Source organism: Streptomyces sp. FXJ1.172, from assembly GCF_001636945.3.
GTDB lineage: Bacteria > Actinomycetota > Actinomycetes > Streptomycetales > Streptomycetaceae > Streptomyces.
Window position 1 is genome coordinate 157,375 of record NZ_CP119134.1, and the last position, 16,496, is coordinate 173,870.

Annotated in this window: 15 protein-coding genes; 10 read left to right on the plus strand and 5 right to left on the minus strand. The window is 70.9% G+C overall.

Going from position 1 to position 16,496, the window contains the following annotated elements:
* Window positions 1-9 precede the first annotated feature (9 nt).
* Window positions 10-513, plus strand: coding sequence for an MEKHLA domain-containing protein (locus A6P39_RS42665; RefSeq protein WP_275884322.1), 504 nt, complete (start codon window positions 10-12; stop codon window positions 511-513).
* Between the two features lie 63 nt (window positions 514-576).
* Here A6P39_RS42665 and A6P39_RS42670 read toward each other — a convergent pair whose 3' ends face one another.
* Complete coding sequence (locus tag A6P39_RS42670; protein WP_275884400.1) at window positions 577-981, minus strand: cupin domain-containing protein; 405 nt, start codon at window positions 979-981, stop codon at window positions 577-579.
* 612 nt (window positions 982-1,593) lie between these two features.
* Between A6P39_RS42670 and A6P39_RS42675 the strand changes: the two genes are divergently transcribed.
* The 4 genes from A6P39_RS42675 to A6P39_RS42690 all read left to right on the plus strand — a co-directional run bounded on the left by A6P39_RS42675 (window position 1,594) and on the right by A6P39_RS42690 (window position 4,363).
* Window positions 1,594-2,091: a sigma-70 family RNA polymerase sigma factor gene (locus A6P39_RS42675; RefSeq protein ID WP_275884323.1), complete on the plus strand. Its 498-nt coding sequence runs from the start codon at window positions 1,594-1,596 to the stop codon at window positions 2,089-2,091.
* Between the two features lie 305 nt (window positions 2,092-2,396).
* Entirely contained in the window at window positions 2,397-2,789 is a 393-nt protein-coding gene (locus A6P39_RS42680; protein ID WP_275884324.1) for a hypothetical protein, read from the plus strand.
* Between the two features lie 51 nt (window positions 2,790-2,840).
* Complete coding sequence (locus A6P39_RS42685; RefSeq protein WP_275884325.1) at window positions 2,841-3,038, plus strand: hypothetical protein; 198 nt, start codon at window positions 2,841-2,843, stop codon at window positions 3,036-3,038.
* A 638-nt stretch (window positions 3,039-3,676) separates the two neighbouring features.
* Window positions 3,677-4,363 (plus strand): hemerythrin domain-containing protein, encoded by a 687-nt coding sequence (locus A6P39_RS42690; protein ID WP_275884326.1) that lies wholly within the window; start codon window positions 3,677-3,679, stop codon window positions 4,361-4,363.
* A gap of 33 nt (window positions 4,364-4,396) precedes the next feature.
* Here A6P39_RS42690 and A6P39_RS42695 read toward each other — a convergent pair whose 3' ends face one another.
* The 3 genes from A6P39_RS42695 to abc-f form a co-directional block, all read right to left on the minus strand.
* The gene (locus A6P39_RS42695; RefSeq protein ID WP_275884327.1) at window positions 4,397-4,960 is read right to left on the minus strand and encodes a CGNR zinc finger domain-containing protein; all 564 of its coding nucleotides are present in this window, start codon (window positions 4,958-4,960) and stop codon (window positions 4,397-4,399) included.
* A gap of 116 nt (window positions 4,961-5,076) precedes the next feature.
* Window positions 5,077-6,741 carry an ABC-F family ATP-binding cassette domain-containing protein gene (locus tag A6P39_RS42700; protein ID WP_275884328.1) on the minus strand — a complete coding sequence of 555 codons (1,665 nt, stop codon included), beginning with the start codon at window positions 6,739-6,741 and terminating at the stop codon, window positions 5,077-5,079.
* Window positions 6,742-6,820: 79 nt separating this feature from the next.
* On the minus strand, window positions 6,821-8,455 hold the full coding sequence (gene abc-f / locus A6P39_RS42705) for a ribosomal protection-like ABC-F family protein (RefSeq protein ID WP_275884329.1): 1,635 nt from the start codon (window positions 8,453-8,455) through the stop codon (window positions 6,821-6,823).
* Between the two features lie 453 nt (window positions 8,456-8,908).
* On the opposite strand from abc-f, the gene A6P39_RS42710 reads away from it, so the two are divergent.
* The 5 genes from A6P39_RS42710 (at window position 8,909) to A6P39_RS42730 (ending at window position 15,198) form a co-directional block, all read left to right on the plus strand.
* A complete protein-coding gene (locus A6P39_RS42710; RefSeq protein ID WP_275884330.1) occupies window positions 8,909-9,631 on the plus strand; it encodes a molybdopterin-dependent oxidoreductase in 723 nt (240 codons plus the stop codon).
* Window positions 9,579-10,271, plus strand: a complete 693-nt coding sequence (locus A6P39_RS42715; RefSeq protein ID WP_275884331.1) for a cytochrome b/b6 domain-containing protein — start codon at window positions 9,579-9,581, stop codon at window positions 10,269-10,271. The genes A6P39_RS42710 and A6P39_RS42715 overlap by 53 nt, the downstream gene beginning before the upstream one ends.
* A 1-nt stretch (window position 10,272) precedes the next feature.
* A complete protein-coding gene (locus A6P39_RS42720) occupies window positions 10,273-12,663 on the plus strand; it encodes an ATP-binding SpoIIE family protein phosphatase (RefSeq protein WP_275884332.1) in 2,391 nt (796 codons plus the stop codon).
* Between the two features lie 286 nt (window positions 12,664-12,949).
* On the plus strand, window positions 12,950-14,569 hold the full coding sequence (locus A6P39_RS42725; RefSeq protein ID WP_275884333.1) for a tannase/feruloyl esterase family alpha/beta hydrolase: 1,620 nt from the start codon (window positions 12,950-12,952) through the stop codon (window positions 14,567-14,569).
* A 44-nt stretch (window positions 14,570-14,613) separates the two neighbouring features.
* Window positions 14,614-15,198: a DUF308 domain-containing protein gene (locus tag A6P39_RS42730; protein WP_275884334.1), complete on the plus strand. Its 585-nt coding sequence runs from the start codon at window positions 14,614-14,616 to the stop codon at window positions 15,196-15,198.
* Window positions 15,199-15,684: 486 nt separating this feature from the next.
* On the opposite strand, the gene A6P39_RS42735 is transcribed toward A6P39_RS42730, so the two are convergent.
* On the minus strand, window positions 15,685-16,152 hold the full coding sequence (locus A6P39_RS42735) for an SsgA family sporulation/cell division regulator (protein WP_275884335.1): 468 nt from the start codon (window positions 16,150-16,152) through the stop codon (window positions 15,685-15,687).
* Window positions 16,153-16,496 lie beyond the last annotated feature (344 nt).

Genomic DNA, 16,496 nt, shown 5'->3' on the forward strand with positions numbered 1-16,496 from the left:
TGAATGCTGATGACTGCACATGACGACGGAGCCATGCCGTTGACGCCGACCGTGCCGGCCGGGGATCCGGCGTTCGCGGCCCTGCTGCTCTCCAGCCACCTGCGGCTGGTGGGCGAACCGCTGTGCCCGGCGCGGTGGGAGACCGAGCGGGACGCCGCGCGGTGGCTGTACGAGCGGGCCCCGTTCGGCCTGCTGGCGCACGACGGGTGTGCCGATCCGCGCTTCGTCTACGCCAACAGGACGGCGCAGCAGCGCTTCGGCTACACCTGGGACGAGTTCGTCGGCATGCCGTCCCGGCTGTCCGCGCGTCCGGACGGCCAGGAGGACCGGGACGCCTTTGTACGGGCCGTGACGGCCGGCCACTGGGCCACCGGCTACCGGGGGATACGCGTCGGCAAGGACGGCCGGCCCTTCTGGATCGAGGACGTGACCATGTGGGACCTGATGGACGCCCAGGGGCGGGTGCACGGCCAGGCGGCGGTGTTCCGCGCCTGGTCGCCCACGGCCGAGTGACCTGGCTGCCCGGCTGCGGGGGCCCGGCCGCGGAACCACTCGCGGCCGGGCCCGGTACGGGGTCTACTGGAAGTCGCAGCCCGGGTTGGGGGCGTCCTCCGACAACGGCGCGCCGTGCGGCAGGACGTACAGCACGTCGAGGACGACATCGGTCTTGCCGAGGTTGCGGCCGATGTGCACGTGGTCCGCGCCGGCCGGCTCCGTGATGGCGCTGCCGGCCTTGTACACGCCGTCGGACTGGCAGTCCGAGTCGAAGTGGCTGAGGGTGCCGTGCTGGACGAAGCCGTGGAGGGTGCCGTCGTGGTAGTGCCAGCCCGTGCTCTGGCCGGGGGGAACGGTGATCTGCCGGAGGATGTAGTCCTTCCCGCCGAACGTGGTCTGGGCGATGACCTTGCCCGTCACACCCGGACCGGCCGGCGTGGCGAACGCGGCGCCCGCACCGAGGGACAGTCCTACGGCCGTGGCCATGGTCAGCCCCAGACGCAGCAGGTTCTTACGCAATGTGGTCATACCTTTCAGGGAGTTCTCCAGCGCGCCGACAGCGGACGGGCCGGACCCGTACCGGTTGGCGTGCTGTCTCGCCGGAACACGCGCAGGAAGGCGCAGACGGCGCCGGTGACTCTCGATCCCCCGCACCGCGCCGCGCGTATCGCGTGTCGAGCAGTCAGTGTCACATACGTTTCTGGCGTCCACCGGATACACACACGGTTCGCCCAACTGCCTCACGGCAATCACACGTGTTTTCTTTTCGGGGCGCTCGATCCGGTGATGACAAGGCGGCTCGACACACGTGACGTACAACTCACACGAGTACGGGTTTGGATGCTGTTGAAGCAGGGGATTCAGCGTGGCAGCTGGAAAACTGCCTGGTGAGAGGCCTTTTTCCAGCACGGCCCGGATGTGGCTCGCTCACATGTGCTCGCCCGGCAGGAGCGCGGCACCGCGACGACACAAATGCGGCAGTTTTCTGGCACTTGCCGCTGCCTACAGTGCGAGCGCGGGGGTTGCATCCGGCCTCCGGTCGCCGCACGACACAGAACCAGGATGGTTCAGATCACTATGGCTATGCCGCTCACGGCTATGTCCCGGTCCGACCTGCTCGGCACCATCATGAGGGAACACCGGGACGGTCTCGTCTCGTACGCCGAGAAGATGCTGGGTGACCACGGACTCGCCGAGGACATCGTCCAGGAGACCATCATCCGGGCCTGGCGGAACATCGATCGACTGCTCGGGATGGAGGGATCCGTCCGGGGCTGGCTCTTCACCGTGACCCGGCATCTGGTCATCGACTGGGTGCGCAAGCCCCACGCGCGCAGGGAAGTCATCGGAGTCACCTACCACGACCCCGTGTCGGGCACCGACGGCACCGAGGCGGTGCACGACGCCCTGGTGGCCCGGCCCCTGCTGCGCAGGCTGTCTCCCGAACACCGCGCCGTGCTGGTCCACATCTACCTGTGCGACCGCAGCATCCAGGAAACGGCCGGCATCCTCGGAGTGCCGGCCGGAACGGTCAAGAGCCGTCAGCACAACGCCCTGCGTAAGCTGCGCGCGGTCGCGCAGCCCGAGGCGGCCTGAGAACGCTCGTGCCGCTGGACCCGCCGCGATGTGCGCGAAGCGGCGGTCCCGGGGCCGGGCCCACGGCCGCGCCGCGCGCCCGTCCGGTCGGTCACCGCGTCGGCCCCGGGCGGAGTAGTCACACTCGGTGACATGTATCAGGCAGCGACAGGTTGCGACAATGCCGCGTCAGTTCTCTCGGGACATGCGACCCGTTGAAAAGCAGGTGAACCTCGTGCAAGGCTGCTCCGTTCAACCTCATGACGGGCTTCTGTCAGCCGGGCTACTGCGCGGACTCTCGTCCTGCTGGTGAGAGGAGGCGTCCCGTGTACGTACTGGTCCCTGACGACCCCGTGTTCTTCGCGAAGTTCCAGAGCCTCGAAGAACCGCTTCTCGGCCACCTCTACCGACTCCACAGCGCCGGTCTGGAGAACGACGACGAGCGGATCATCTCGGACGCCTACGACAGCTGGGTGCAGGTGCTGCTGAAACTGCCGCTGTGGTCCGAGTGGCACACCTCGGGCACGCCCGCCGACGCCGCCGTGGACGGGCGGGCCGGATACGCCTTGTACAGCCCGTCCGGTTACCAGCTGACCAGCCTGTATCCGATCGAGGTGACCGCGGTCGACCTCGGCCACCTCATGGCCTGCCTCGCCCTGTTCGTCGCGGCGGACCAGGCCCGGCAGGCGGTGCCGGGCCAGACGCGCGCCGAGGCATGAGGCGAACCGCCCGCGCGGGAGGACGGGGTCACCGATGTCTTCCGGCGCGTCATGGAGGTTCTGCTGCTGCCGCCCCCGCAACAGCTGCTGGGCACCCTCCGGCATGCCGTTTCCCAGGGGCCGGTCGACTCCGTGCTCCTGGAGCACGACCAGGAGGCGGAGTACCGGCGTTTCTGCGAGGACATCGTGACCATCCTCAGCTCGGGCGACACGTTCGCCTACCGCAGCCATCGCGCCATGTACCTCTGATACGCCTCGTGGCGACGGCGAGGTGTGCGTGACGCTGAACCCGTCGGCCCCGCCCTCGCGTTGTCAGAGTGGAAGGCTCTGCCGCGGCCATGCGGGCGGCAGAGCCGGGACGGTTTTGCCGCAGCACCCACCACTTCCCGTGGCGGGTGCCCGTCCCGGCGTCGGTGGCCCCGGCCTCCCGCGGGGCCACCGACAGGGCCACACGACATGGGGTCAGTGGTCCGCGTCATCGGTGAGGGACCGTCGCCGAACCCGCCCGAGCCGGGTCGGTGTCCGCACCGTGCTCGCGGAGCGGTTCAAGAAGACGGTCGGCCGGGGGCCGCACGAGTACCTCACGACGTGGCGGATCGAACTCGCGGTATGTCACTCCGCGCGTTCCGGGGAGACCGTCCGCGGTCCGCGCAGGCGGTGCTCGTCTCCTGACACGTATCTCCTCGTCCGGGCGCTTCTTGGCAGTCGCCGACTGTGGTACGTTCCGTGATCGCACGGACCAGGTGCCTGTATGTGTCGTACGCACAGGTGTGCAGGTGGCACACGGGATCGGAAGGGCCGGCTCTCTCTTCGTTCCACTGAAAGACACCCCTCGATCGGCAGCGGTTCCGCCTCGCGGCACGGGGGTGGGGAAGAAAGGTCTACGGATGTCCGCCACGCAGGTGCCGGTCGGGGAAGGCACCCGTCTTTTCGAGCAACTGCTCGCTGTTCACGGCGTCATGACCCGCGGCGCGGGGCTCGTCGCCCACTCCTTCACCCGGCTGGCGGGCGGTTCGGCCGTCGACACGAAGACGTTGGTGTCGACCGTGCAGTGGTTGGTCGACTCCTTACGCCATCACCACCTGAGCGAGGAGGAACTGCTCTGGCCGGTGCTGCGGGAGCGGTTCCGCGAGCGGGTCCGCCGTCTCGACCGGCTGAGCGAGCAGAACGAGGCCCTGGAGAAGGAACTCGACGAACTGGAGAGCGTCATCGGGCGCATCGCCGAGGAACGGCGGGTCGGCGGATCGGTGGGCTGGGGGCATGCCATGAAGGAGGGGACACGCGCCTCCCACCGGATCCGCGACCTGCTGGCCGGGCGTCTGGCCGTGGAGGAGCCGTTGCTGAGGGGCCTGTTCCCGGCCGTTTCGGACGAGGATGTCGTCAGGCTGCGCAGGGCGGTGACCGAGTGTGTCCCGCGCGGCGGGCCGCATCTGGTCGTGGGCTTCCTGGAGCACCCCGAGCCCGTGTCCGGCCGGGACCACGTGTACGCCGGTCTCCCGCCGTCCGTGCGGTGGACCCGTGGGGTGCTGCTGAGCAGGTTCCGCACGACGCTCAGAGCCCTCGCGGCCTGCTGAGCCCCGCGGCCGTGCGACCCCCGGGTGAGGGGGTCAGCGCGCGGTGACGGCGGGCGCGGTCTTCTTGCGGGCGCGGTAGGCGGCGGCCTTGATCTTGTTGCCGCAGGACTCCATGCCGCACCACTGGCGCCGCATGCCCCGCGAACGGTCGATGTAGACCCGGGTGCACTCCGGGTTGCCGCACTCCTTCAGGAGGGGGACGTCCGGGCCGCTGAGTAGTTCGACGGCGTTCCGGGCGACGGTCGCCAGGGCCTGGTCGGGGGTCGCCTCGGTGTGCCGCCCGGCCATGGTGAGCTGCGGCGTCGCGGGCGTCTTGCGCGCGGTGGCGTTGACCACGGCGAGTGCCTCGCGGTCGAACTCCTCACCGAGCCGACGGTTGGTGACGAGCCGGTAAAGGGCCTCACGCATGGCGGTCGCCTCCCGGACGTCGTCCTCCTCGCCGGGCGTGATCGTGTCCACGAGTCCGGACTCCACGTACCAGGCGTTGAGCCGCTCCGGCGTCACGAACATCTCGAACCGGGTCGAGCGCCGGGCACGAAGGGTGGCCACGAAGTCCAGGGCCGGGTGCCCGCATACGAAGACATGATTCAGATTCACATCACCATCTTGACAGGTGACTCCTGCTCGGTGCAAGTGTCGTCACCGGTTGGGCAGCTGGTCCCTCGGGGGTGGTGTGCTCGCGATCGTATGGCACTTCGCACCGTGAGCGCAGGTCAGGACCGGGTACGGGCCCCCGCCGCCGCTTCCCGCCGCGTGCGCCCCGGCTCCAGCCGGAGTTCGCGGCCCTGCCACCGCCGGCGCAGCCAGCGGTCGTGGCTCGCGAGGACGATCGCGCCGGGTCCGGGGCCGAGCGCCTCCTCCAGCTCGTCGCACAGGGTGGGGGACAGGTGGTTGGTGGGCTCGTCGAGCAGCAGCAGCTGGGGCGGGCGGGCCACCAGCAGGGCCAGCGCGAGTCGCCGGCGCTGCCCCACGGACAGCTGCCCGACCGGTCTGCCCAGGTCGGCCTCGTGCATCAGGCCGAGCGAGGTCAGCGGCACCTTCTCGGCCCGCGCTTCTCCCAGCGACAGCTCGTAGGTGTCACGGACCGTGCGCTCGGGCCGGTCGAACACGGTGTCCTGGCTGAGCAGCCCCACTGTTAGCCGGCGCCGTCTGCGCACCTCGCCCTCGGCCGCGAGACGTCCGGCGAGGACGGCGAGCAGGGTCGACTTGCCGGCCCCGTTGCCGCCCGTGACCAGCAACCGGTCCGTCGCCGTCACCTCCAGGCCCTCCAGCGCGAGCCGGCCCGGCACCCGGACCTCGCGCAGGGACACCAGGGGCTCCGGGGCCTCCTGGGCACGCGCGGCCAGCTCCCCGGCCGCGAACCTGAGCGGCCGGGGCGGCTCGGCGACCTGGGCGCGCTCAAGCTCCTCCAGCCGCCGCGTCGCGTTGCGCACCCGGCGCGAGATCGAGTTCTGCACCCGGCCCGCCCGGTGGCCGTAGCCCATCTTCTCGTTGTCGGTACGGCCCCGGTCCGGCGCGACCCGGTGCGCGGTCACGCCCGCCGACTCGCGCAGTTCCTCCAACTCCTCCTGCTCCTCGGCGTACCGCCGCTCCCAGCGCTCCCGCTCGGCGCGCTTCTCGGAGAGGTAGGCGCTGTAGTTGCCGCCGTAGCGGACGGGGCCGTCCACCGCCGGGTCGAGGTCGATCAGGTCGGTGCAGACGGCGTCCAGGAAGGCCCGGTCGTGGCTGGCGATCACCACGGTCCCGGGCAGGCCGCGGACCTGCTCCTCCAGGAACGCGGCGGCGCCGTCGTCCAGGTGGTTGGTCGGCTCGTCCAGCAGCAGCGCCGACGGCCGCCGGACCAGCAGTGCGGCCAGCGCCAGCCGCCCGCGCTGCCCGCCGGAGAGCGAACCGAGCGTGCGGTCGTGCCCGAACGCGGTGAGGCCCAGGCCGTCCAGCATCAGGGCGGCGCGGCGGTCGGCGTCCCAGGACTCCCGGTCCTGGGCCTGCTCCAGGCGCCTGCCATAGGTGTCGAGGAGTTCCTGGTGGCCGGGGTCGTCCTCCGGGACGACGGCCACTCGCTCGGCGAGCCGGTCCAGCTCCGCCAGGTCCTCGCGAGCCTCGCGCAGCGCCTCGTCCAGCACCGCGGCGATGGTGGACTCGGTGTCGAACGGCATCTCCTGGTGCAGGAAGCCGAGGTCACCGGGGCGCGTGACGCTTCCCGCGTCGGGTTCCTCCACGCCGGCCAGCACGCGGAGCAGGGTGGACTTGCCGACGCCGTTCTCCCCGATCAGGCCGATGCGGTGGCCTGGGGAGGCGGTCAGACAGACGCCGTCGAGGACGCGCCGGCCTGCCAGGACGCGGACGATGTCATGGGCGAGCAGAGCGGGTTGAGGCACAGGAATCCGTCCCACGTGATCGGTGGTCGGCCCGCCGGGCACACGGCCTCGGACGCGGGCCACTTCACACGTCGACGGCTCACACCTCGGGTGCTCCGGCCTCCACGAGCGCTCCGTCGGCCAGCCGCAGCCAGCGGTTCACCCCGATCTCGGCGAGGAACCGCTCGTCGTGGCTGACCACCATGAAGGCGCCCTGGTAGGAGTTGAGCGCGCTCTCCAGCTGGCTCGCGCTGACCAGGTCGAGGTTGTTGGTCGGCTCGTCGAGCAGCAGCAGATGCGGGGCCGGCTCGGCGCACAGGACACAGGCCAGGGTGGCGCGCAGCCGTTCGCCGCCGGAGAGCACCCCGACCGGCAGGTGTGCCCGCGCGCCCCGGAAGAGGAAGCGGGCGAGCAGGTTCATCCGCTCCGCCTCGGGCCGCTCCGGGGCGAACGCGGCGAAGTTCTCCGCGACGGTGCGGTCCAGGTCCAGCAGGTCCAGGCGCTGCGAGAGGTAGGCGATGCGGCCGTCGTTGCGCTTGATCTCCCCGCCGTCCGGGGCGAGGTCGCCCGTGATCAGACGCATCAGGGTGGTCTTTCCGGCGCCGTTGGGCCCGATCAGGGCGATGCGCTCGGGGCCCCGGACGGTCAGGTCGACACCGCCTGCGGCGAACACGTCCTTGTCCCCGAGACGGACCTGCATCCCCTCGCCGAGGAAGAGGTTGCGCCCGGCGGGCACCTGGGTGTCGGGCAGCTCCAGGGTGAGGCGCTGCTCGTCACGCAGCGCGCGTCCCGCCTCGTCGAGGCGGGCCTTGGCCTCGCTGACCCGGGACGCGTGCATCTGCCCGGCCCGGCCGGCGGACTCCTGCGCGCCGCGTTTCATGTTGCCGGCGAAGATGCGGGGCAGACCGGCGTTCTTCAGGTTGCGGGCGGCGTTGCTCTGCCGGCGTTCGGCGCGTTCGCGGGCCTGCTGCATCTCCCGCTTCTCCCGCTTCAGTTCCTGCTCGGCGTTGCGGACGTTCTTCTCGGCGACCTCCTGCTCGGCGCGCACGGCCTCCTCGTACTCGGTGAAGTTGCCGCCGTAGAGGCGCAGTTCGTCGCTGCCCAGCTCGGCGATGCGTTCCATGCGGTCGAGCAGTGCGCGGTCGTGGCTGACCAGCAGCAGGCAGCCGGGGAAGTCCGCGAGCACGTCGTAGAGCTTGTGCCGCGCCTGAAGGTCGAGGTTGTTGGTGGGTTCGTCGAGCAGCAGCACGTCCGGGCGCTTCAGGAGCTGCGCGGCGAGGCCCAGCGAGACGACCTGGCCGCCGCTGAGCGTGTTCAGGCTGCGGTCCAGGGTGAGGTCGGCGAGGCCCAGGCGGTCGAGCTGGGCGCGGGTGCGCTCCTCGATGTCCCAGTCGTCGCCGATGGTGGTGAAGTGCTCCTCGCTCACGTCGCCGGACTCGACGGCGTCCAGGGCGCGGATCACGTCGGCGATGCCGAGCACCTGGGCGACGGTGAGGTTGCCGGTCAGGGGCAGGCTCTGCGGGAGGTAGCCCAGCGTCCCGCTGACCGACACCGAGCCGCTGGCGGGTTTCAGCTCACCGGCGATCAGCTTGAGCAGGGTGCTCTTGCCGGAGCCGTTGGGGGCGACCAGGCCCGTACGGCCGGCGGTCACGGCGAAGGACAGGTCGTGGAAGACCGGGGTGTCGTCGGGCCAGGTGAAGGACAGGTTCGAGCAGACGATGGCGATGTCGGACATGGCGGCGACCTCGAGCGGATCGTGGGCAGAAAGAGACCTCTGCCCTGGGCAGACGGGGGAAATGGGTACGACGAACGGGCCACCTCGGCGGCGCTCCTGCGCGCGTCCGGCGGCCGTCAGATCCGGATCTCATCCGGAGATGTCGTCTTCACCCACCACGTCTGCGACTCCTCTGTAGGCGGTCCACGTCACTGAGAGCGTAGCAGCTCCCGAAGTTCCGCCCGGTCGAAAAAGCCCGAGCCCGGCCGGCGGGGCGGGCGGTCGTCCGGGGTCACACGTGTGTACACCTCGTCGTTGACAGCCGGGGAGGACCGTGCCACTATCATCACCAGTCTAACCGGTGACTTATGTCGCGGTGGCTTGACGGATTCACAGGTGTGGGCTCACCCGGCCGGTGCCGCCCCGCGCGGCGCACGGCGCCGGGACCGTCGCACCCCGAAGGAGCAACTGACCATGGCAAGAAAGCCGAAGCGGAGGGCCGAGGGCGCACCGGTGGCACGGCGGGCGATGCTGGGCATGCTCGGCGCGGGCGCCGCCGGGCTCGCCGCCGCGCCCTACCTGCAGCGCGGCTGGGACGGATTCCTCGGCGCCGCCTCCCAGGTCGACGCCACGGGCCTGACCGGTCTGCTGCCCAACCCGGGCGGCTTCCGGTACTACAGCGTCGTCGGCTCGGTGCCGCACAAGGACGAGACGAACTACGCGCTGCGGGTCGGCGGGCTGGTGGAGAAGCCGAAGACGTACACGCTCGACGCGCTGCGTGCGATGCCGCAGACCCGGGTCGTGCACGACGTGCTGTGCACGGACGGATGGGGCGTGGACAAGACACCCTTCGAAGGGGTGAAGCTGGCGGACATCCTCGATGCCGCCGGGGTGCGCTCCCCCGGCGCGGCGGTCCGTTTCACCTGCTTCGACGGCGCCTACAGCGAAAGCCTCTCCCTGGAACAGGCCCGCCGCTCGGACGTCCTGGTGGCGCTGAACATGCAGGACAAACCCATCACCCACGACCACGGCGGACCGGTCCGCCTCTACGTGGCCCCCATGTACTTCTACAAGTCGGCCAAGTGGCTGTCCGGCATCGAGGTCACCGACAAGGTCGTTCCCGGCTACTGGGAGGAACGCGGATATGCGATCGACGGCTGGCTCGACGGCGCCGACCGGCACGGCGACGGGTCCTGACCCCTCCGGCCGCGTCCGCCGCTTCGGCACCGCCCAGCGCATGGTCCACCGAGCCACCGGCCTGCTGATGCTGCTGTGCCTGGTCTCGGCCGCCTGCCTGTACTTCGGGCCGCTCGCCCTGCTCGTCGGGCGGCGGTACCTGATGGTCACCGTGCACGAGTGGTCGGGCATCTCGCTGCCGCTGCCCTCCCTGCTGGGGCTCCTGTCCGCCGAGTTCCGCGCGGACCTGCGCCGGCTGAACCGCTTCGCGGTGTACGACCGGCAGTGGCTGCGGGCCGTGCGCAGGCGCCGTACGTCGCCCGAGGCGCGCCCGGCGGGCAAGTTCAACGCCGGGCAGAAGATCTACGCGGGCTGGATCGCCGGCGCCGTCCTCGTGATGATGTTCACCGGCCTGCTGATGTGGTTCATGGGGCTGGCGCCCTTCATCTCCCGTACCAGCGCCATCTTCATCCACGACCTGCTGGCCTGGGCGATCACCTTCGTCCTGCTCGGACACATGCGCAAAGCCTTCGAGGACCCCGAGGCGCGGCTGGGTATGCGCACCGGATACGTCAGCCGGGCCTGGGCGGAGCGGTACCACTCACGGTGGCTGCGCGAGGAACACGCGGGTGACGTTTCCGAGCAAGCGGAGAAGGTGTGATGTGTCTCTTGACGAGGGGCACACCTGGCCGGAAGGGGTCATGGACGACCGCGGCGCCCCCGGCGCCGGGTTTCCCCAGCCGGGCGGTCGGTGGGGCGAGCCCGCGGGAGTGCTCGCCGACGAGCTGACGGGCGTCCTGCACCACGCCGTCGGCCAGGCCGCCCGCCACCTCCACGCGGCGGCGGCCGCCGTGTACCTGCTGACTGCCGACGGCGCGGAACTGCGCGCCGCGATGATCGGCGGCAGCCCGCCGTCCGTCTTCACCCTCCCCGGCCGTATGCCGCTGGACTCCCCCTACGCCTCCGCGCGAGCCCTGGCCGACGGCGGTGTGGCCTTCCTCGCCGAACCGGATCCGCTCGCCGAACCGGAGCAGGGTGCCCTGGCCTATCCCTACACCGTCGCCTCGGTCCCGCTGGAGAGCGCCGGGCGGCGCTTCGGCTCCCTGACGGTGCTGCGCACCGAGGACCGGGGCGGGTACGGCGACGCGGACTGCCGACGGCTCACCCGGATCGGCGACCGGCTCGCCGCCCTGCTGGCCGGCCTCCTCGCCCGCGGCGCCACCATCACGCCCGGAAGCCTGCCCGTGCTGGTCCCCGTCCTCGGCACCGAGCCACCGGCCGGACCCGAGCACGGGATCCTGCCGGGCCTCCCCGCAGTCCCCGGCTCCACGGGGCTCACCCTGCTGTACGCCCTGCAACGGCTGGCCGACATGCTGAACCGGGCGACCACCATGGAGCACGTCACCGGGGCGGCGGAATTCTGCGTCATGGCGCCGTTGCGCGCCCGGGCGCTGGCGCTGGCCTCGGCTGCCGACGGCCGGTTGTGGGTCGTGGGCCACAGCGGCGACTCCGCGTGCCTGGTGCGCGAACTGCACGGCAGCGCGTTGTCCGCGCACACCCCCGCGGCCCGGGCGCTGAGGGGACGGGCGCCGTTCTTCCCCGGGGTGTTCGCAGCCGGTCCGTCCGGCCCGCGCGACATCGCCGACGACCGCGCGTCCGCCACCGCCCACCTGCCGCTCGTCGGCAGCCGGCACGTCGTGGACCTGCCGATCCCCGCGACCGACCCCGTGGTCGGTGTCTGCTCCCTGGCGTTCGACGGGCCGCGGACCTTTCCGCCCGAGGAGCGGGCCGTGCTGACCATGATGGCCGGGCTGCTGGGCTCGGCCGTCCAGCGGATCCGGCTGAGCGCCGCGCGCCGGTCGCTCGCCGAGGGCATGCAGCGGCGGCTGCTGCCCGCCGCGCTCGCCGAGGTGCCCCGCCTGACCACCACGGCCCGCTACCGGCCGGCCCGGTCCGGCAGCGAGGCGGGCGGGGACTGGTACGACGTGATCACGATGCCGGACGGCCGCGTGCTGCTGGCCGTCGGGGACGTCGAGGGCCACACGATGGAAAGCGCCCTCGTCATGGGCCAGTTGCGCACGGCGGTGGCCGCGTACGCCACCGAGGGCCACGCTCCGGCCGCGGTGCTGGAACGCACCGACCGGCTGCTCGCCCGGCTCGGCACCGGGCTCCTCGCCACCTGCTGCGTGATGGCCGTGGACACGGAGACAGGGCTGGCCGAGGTGGCGCTGGCCGGGCACCCGGCGCCGCTCGCCCGGCTGCCCGACGGCACCGTCCGCCCGCTGCGGGCACCGGCCAACGTGCCTCTCGGGCTGCACGTGCGCACTCCCTACCGCTCCCAGGAGCACACCCTGACACCCGGGAGCGTGCTCGCGCTCTGCTCGGCCGGACCGCACGGGACGGACCACGACGACGTCCGCGCCCGCCTGGCCACCGGCGGTCGGCGGGCGGACACCGACCTGGAACACCTGGCGGACCGCTTGCTCCAGGACACACCCGGCCGCCGCGACGACGCCGCGCTGCTGCTGGCCCGCTACGAAGGAGCCGATGACGGTACGGCACCCCGTACCGCGCGTTTCCACGTCGAGCGGCGCGACCTGCGGGCGGTCGGACAGGCCCGCCGCTTCGTGCACGAGCGCCTGTGCGACTGGGGCCTGGCGGACCTGTCGGACGACCTCGTGCTCATCACCTCGGAACTGGTGACCAACGCGCTCGTCCACGCCGGCAGCGACGTGGACCTGCGGCTGCGGGCGTTCGGCGACCGCGTCCGGCTGGAGGTGCGCGACTCGGACAGCGCCCCGCCCGTGCCCACCGCCTACTCGCTCACCGACGAGGGAAGCGCGACCGCGGAACACGGCCGCGGCCTGTTCCTGGTCGACGCGCTGGCGCAGACGTGGAACACCGCTGCGAGTGGCCGCGGCAAGAGCGTCTGGCTGGAGCTGGCCGTCCCCGGGGCCGCCCGGGGTGCTGGGGACGGCCGACCGACGAATGACCTAACACATGCTTCGCCGGGACCGGTCGGGGCCCGCGGGCGGGGACCGTCACCTGACTGATGTCCCGGCAGGCGGCAGGCGGCCAGAGTGGGGACCGGGCCGAGGACACCCGGCCCACTCGAGAACATGAATGCGACAACCCTCTTTCGTCACCGTTTTAAGTGGTGATAGAGTCTGGCTCAGTCTTCACGCCCCGAGTCTGCCTCGGGTCGTACACCCAGGTCGTGGGGCCACACGTGCGGACGCCGTCCGCCGTGGCCCGTCGGCCGAGCCACTCTCCTGCTCATGTGCCGTGCACATGTGTCGTCGCAGCCAGGCGCACACCTACTTCTTGGATGGGAAAGCAATGAGACGACTCCTGACTGTCCTCGCGGCCGGCGTGCCGCTGGCTGCGGCGGTGTACCTGCCGACGGCGTCGGCGGAACCCCAGTACGGCTCGGCCGCCGCGCCCGCCAACTGCTCGGCGCCTTCGGTGAACGCGCCTGCCGGTACCAAGGTGGAGTCGGTGACGGCGGTCCGCCAGGCGGGCGGCACCATCCACGGCACCGGCATTCTCGGCGGGGACGTCTTCAACGTCCCGGCCTTCTGCCAGGTGACGGTCACCCTCACCCACCCGGGTGGCAACGATCATGCCAAGGTGCAGACCTGGCTGCCCCTGACCAACTGGAACGGCCGTTTCCAGGCCACCGGCGGCAGCGCCTACAGCGCTGGTGACAACGGTGTTGCCCTGGGCACCGGGGTCAAGAACGGTTACGCGACCACCACCACGGACGCCGGTGTCGGTGACGTCCTCGACACCAGCTGGGCGCTGAAGGGCAAGGGCCAGGTCAACACCGTCCTGCTGAAGAACTTCGCCTCCCGCTCCCAGCACGAGGCGGCGGTCGTCGGCAAGGAGGTCGTCGACGGGGTCTACGGCAAGCGTGCCGCCTACTCCTACTTCACCGGCTGCTCCACCGGCGGACGCCAGGGCTACATGGAGGCCCAGCGTTATCCGAACGACTACGACGGCATCCTCGCCGACGCGCCCGCCATCAACTGGGACAGGTACGAGGTCGCCACCCTGTGGCCGCAGGTGGTCATGAACAACGAGAAGACCTACCCCTCGAAGTGTGAGTTCAAGGCCTTCACCGACGCCGCCGTCAAGGCCTGTGACAAGCTCGACGGTGTCAAGGACGGTCTGGTCAGCGACCCGTCCCGCTGCAACTACGACCCGCGCCGGCTCATCGGCACCAAGGTCGTGTGCGACGGCAAGGAGCTGACCATCACGGCGGCCGACGCGGCCGTGGTGCGCAAGATCTGGGACGGCCCGCGCACGACCTCGGGCAAGAAGCTGTGGCCCGGCGTCCCGGTCGGAGCCGACCTGGGTGGCCTGGCGGACACCACCGACCCCGGCACCGACGGCACCGTCCAGGGCAAGCCCTTCCCGGTTCCCGCCCTGTGGGTCCAGCTCTGGCTGAAGAAGGACCCGGCCTTCGACGTCTCGAAGATCACCTACAGCCAGTTCACGCAGCTGTTCAAGCAGTCCCAGGCCGAGTACAACAAGGTCATCGGCACCGACAACCCCGACCTGTCCGCCTTCCGCAAGTCCGGCGGCAAGCTGATCACCTGGCACGGCGACGCCGACCAGTTCATCCCCACCCAGGGCACCGTGCAGTACCGCAAGCAGGTCGAGCGGGAGATGGGCAGCTCCAAGCGGGTCGACGACTTCTACCGTCTCTTCCTCGCTCCGGGCACCAGCCACTGCGGTCTCAACGGTTTCGACGGCTCGGCCGACGGCCTCGCCGCCCTGACCACGTGGGTCGAGCACGGCAAGGCGCCCAAGACCCTGCCCGCCACCCTGATCAACGCCAATGGCAAGCAGGTCAGCCGTGACCTGTGCAGCTACCCCGCGGTGTCCCGCTACACGGGCCACGGTGACCCGGCCCTCGCCTCCAGCTTCCGCTGCGTCTCCCCGTCCCGGCACTGACCGGGCCGGCGACGAACCTCTGACCTGAGAAAGGCCGAACCAACATGAGCACGCAGACAGCCACGCCGGCGAACGCGGCGGGAGAACGCTCCTCCCTGCTGAGGCTGTACCTGGGCCGCGGTGTCCTGGCCGTGGTGTGGGCCCTGGCGTTCGCCGCAGCCCATGAGCACGTCGACGCCGTGGCGGTCACGCTGCTGGTCGTCTACCCGCTGATCGACGCGGTGTCCTCGCTGATCGACTACCGCGCCACCCCCGACGGTTCCGAGCGCCGGGTCACCGCGTTCAACGGGGTGCTCAGCACGCTGGCCGCCGTCGCGATCGGCATCGCCGGCGCGGGCGGCGTGGCACCGGTGCTCCATGTGTTCGGCGCCTGGGCCATCGTCTCCGGTGCCGCCCAGGTGATCGTCGGACTGCGGCGGCGCGGTCCCGAGCTGGGCAAGCAGTGGCCGACGCTGATCTCGGGCGGCCTGTCCTTCCTGGTCGGCATCACCTACAACATCCAGGCCGCGGGCGACAATCCCTCGCTCGACGTACTGTCCGTGTACGCCACCGGCGGCGGGGTGTGGTTCATCCTCCAGGCCCTGCTGCTGGGCTGGAAGTCCCGCCAGCTGCGCACCCGGACCGCCTGACCGCCGTACCCCTTCCGGTTCCGTCCCGGTCCGCGCCCTCCATGGCGCGGACCGGGACGTTTTTCGTGCCGCGGCTGCCGTCAGGCGACGCGGTACTCCCGCAGCCGGGCGTACCGGGCGGGGGCGTCCGCCTTGAAGGCCCGACCCAGGTCCACCCTGCCGCCCTGATACGGACACTGCTCGAGGGGGCTCACAGCGCTCTACTCCGGTTCTGGCGGTCTTGTGGGGACCTGGGGTGCCCGGCGGTGCCCTCCGGCCGTCGTCATGGGAACGAGCCCGGTTCGGCGCGGGGTTCAAGCGCGCCGCTACGGGAGGTGGACACGCCACAGGGGCATGCGCATCGCTCATGCCCCTGTGGTGCCGGAGAACCGAGTATGTCGTTGTTGAGGATCGTCAGCACGCGGCCGACGACGGCAACCAATTCGTCACTACTCTGATGGGTGACGCAGTGGGAGGTGAGTCGCGTCTGCCGGGGGCGGCAGACGGTCACGCGGACGGCGTTCCCGGGCCGCCGAGAAGTTCTATGAGAAAGCCGTCCCAGTTCAGACCGTCCAGCTCCGTCTCGGCGGAGGCGATCCGATAGGTGGCGTCGAGCCACTCGCCCAACTGTGCGGTGGGCAGCTCGAACAGGGCTTCCACCTCCTGCGATTCCAGAAGCAGCCATGACGAGGGCTGCTGCCCGGGCAACGTCGGCCACATCCGTACGTCGCCGGAGCCGCTCATCGCGGTCAGGCCGCGGTGCAGGAGTTCACGGCCGATGTACCAGATGAGACCGGGTCCTCGTTCCGCGAGGAACTCCACCCGGATCACCGCGGGCATGTCCGGGTCGAAACGGAACTCCGCCCGTATCGGCATCCGGGTGAATTCATCGAGCATCTGGTCGAGTTCCAGGAACAACGAGGGCACCTGTTCGGGCGTCGGTCGCGCCCGCAGCTGCGACGGATCAGGATGCATGACGGGGGTTCCCCCTCTGTGGGAAGAGATTTCACCTTCTACTCTTCGCCGGAGCCGGAAGCCGCACATCGGTCACTTGACGGTCGAAGCAGAACACGGGGCTGCGCGTGACGCAGGGACCGACGCCCGCGCCGGGAGGAGTTCCTGCGACCCGCCGAGGACGTGACGTAAGTCAGGACGCGGACGCGCGAACACGGCACCACCGTCGCGGGATGCCGGCTCGGGGCGCCGAGGGAGGAGAGCGTCTGATGCCGCGGTCGGGCGCCGTTCTGGCGGCGTGCGGAGGCAGCCCGGTCCCTTGAGGGCGCGCTTCGTGCGGCGCAGAACCCCCGACGCGTCACCGG

What these genes read in the sequence shown, in the direction of transcription:
- A6P39_RS42715 (WP_275884331.1), top strand. Translation starts at nt 9,579, where the DNA reads ATGCGATCGACGGCTGGCTCGACGGCGCCGACCGGCACGGCGACGGGT.
- A6P39_RS42690 (WP_275884326.1), top strand. Translation starts at nt 3,677, where the DNA reads ATGTCCGCCACGCAGGTGCCGGTCGGGGAAGGCACCCGTCTTTTCGAG.
- A6P39_RS42685 (WP_275884325.1), top strand. Translation starts at nt 2,841, where the DNA reads ATGGAGGTTCTGCTGCTGCCGCCCCCGCAACAGCTGCTGGGCACCCTC.
- A6P39_RS42675 (WP_275884323.1), top strand. Translation starts at nt 1,594, where the DNA reads ATGTCCCGGTCCGACCTGCTCGGCACCATCATGAGGGAACACCGGGAC.
- A6P39_RS42710 (WP_275884330.1), top strand. Translation starts at nt 8,909, where the DNA reads ATGGCAAGAAAGCCGAAGCGGAGGGCCGAGGGCGCACCGGTGGCACGG.
- abc-f (WP_275884329.1), bottom strand. Translation starts at nt 8,455, where the DNA reads ATGTCCGACATCGCCATCGTCTGCTCGAACCTGTCCTTCACCTGGCCC.
- A6P39_RS42665 (WP_275884322.1), top strand. Translation starts at nt 10, where the DNA reads ATGACTGCACATGACGACGGAGCCATGCCGTTGACGCCGACCGTGCCG.
- A6P39_RS42670 (WP_275884400.1), bottom strand. Translation starts at nt 981, where the DNA reads ATGGCCACGGCCGTAGGACTGTCCCTCGGTGCGGGCGCCGCGTTCGCC.
- A6P39_RS42735 (WP_275884335.1), bottom strand. Translation starts at nt 16,152, where the DNA reads ATGCATCCTGATCCGTCGCAGCTGCGGGCGCGACCGACGCCCGAACAG.
- A6P39_RS42730 (WP_275884334.1), top strand. Translation starts at nt 14,614, where the DNA reads ATGAGCACGCAGACAGCCACGCCGGCGAACGCGGCGGGAGAACGCTCC.
- A6P39_RS42725 (WP_275884333.1), top strand. Translation starts at nt 12,950, where the DNA reads ATGAGACGACTCCTGACTGTCCTCGCGGCCGGCGTGCCGCTGGCTGCG.